This is a genomic window from Acinetobacter sp. YH01018, assembly GCF_013420295.1.
GTDB lineage: Bacteria > Pseudomonadota > Gammaproteobacteria > Pseudomonadales > Moraxellaceae > Acinetobacter.
The window spans coordinates 1-1,048 of record NZ_VOYL01000126.1 but is presented as its reverse complement, the minus strand read 5'-3'; the positions used below and the strand labels follow the sequence as shown (position 1 = coordinate 1,048).

Genomic DNA, 1,048 nt, shown 5'->3' with positions numbered 1-1,048 from the left:
CTTAGATTAGCATTTGAAGTGCAACACCATGTTGTTGCCATAATACCTGACTCGGACTTTTAAAGCCGAGTCTTTTTCTTGGGCGATGATTCAAACGTTGAGTGATTTCTGCAATATATTCATCCGTATAGGCATTTAAATTACTGCCTTTTTTAATATATTGCCTGATTAAGCCATTGGTATTTTCATTCGTGCCTCGTTGCCAAGCGCTATAAGGATCAGCGAAATACCAGTCTATTTCTAATTCTTGAGCAGTATACTCATGCAGGCTGAACTCTTTACCATTATCTGCAGTAATCGTCTTGAGCTGATCTTTGATCGGCTCAAGAAGGCTGATGGTTGTTTGGCAAATTTCCTCTGCCTTGCGTGAGCTACACTTTTTCAGCCATAAATAACCTGTCTTCCTATCTACAATAGAGACCAATGATTGCTGATGCTTCTTACCAACAATCGTATCTATTTCCAAATCACCAAAGCGAGTCCGCTGCTCAATCTCAATAGGTCTGTCATGAATGCTTTTACGATTACTCAGCTGACCACGGGTTTCAGGAGAGCCGTATTTCCTCTTTCTTTGATTTCTGAAACGTAGGTTATGAAAGAGTGTACCGCCCTTATTTTTATCCTGCCGTATAAAGCGATAAATTGAATGCAAACTGACTGGAACACGAGAAGCAATCTGTTCAGGGCTCCATTGAAGATCAAGATAAGAGATGACATGTGCCCATATTTCACAAGGGATTCTTTTAGGATTAGGACAATGCCGTCTTCGAGCTACTTTATTGGCATGTTTAGCAAAATAGCCATTTCTCGCTCGATTACGTTTGATTTCTCTAGAAATGGTTGAAGGTGAGCGATTCAGTCTCCAAGCGATATAACGTTTAGAAAAACCTTCACGTAACAAGGTATAAATCTGATATCTTTCTTCTTGGGTAAGATGAGTGTAGTTCATGATGCAACTTTGACTTTGGTCGGTCGGAAGCAAAATACTAGCTCATCTTGCTTCCTTCCAATAATTTAATCTCTGTTGCACTTCATTTGAGAATCTAAG

At 39.7% G+C, this 1,048-nt stretch carries 1 protein-coding gene; it reads right to left on the bottom strand.

Annotation, left to right across the window (positions count from 1 at the left end; genetic code table 11):
* Position 1 precedes the first annotated feature (1 nt).
* On the bottom strand, positions 2-949 hold the full coding sequence (locus tag FTT83_RS15940; RefSeq protein WP_092818765.1) for an IS30 family transposase: 948 nt from the start codon (positions 947-949) through the stop codon (positions 2-4).
* Positions 950-1,048: the final 99 nt, after the last annotated feature.

Bases quoted from the DNA above. Each gene is read 5' to 3' on its own strand.
- FTT83_RS15940 (WP_092818765.1), bottom strand. From the start codon at position 949: ATGAACTACACTCATCTTACCCAAGAAGAAAGATATCAGATTTATACC.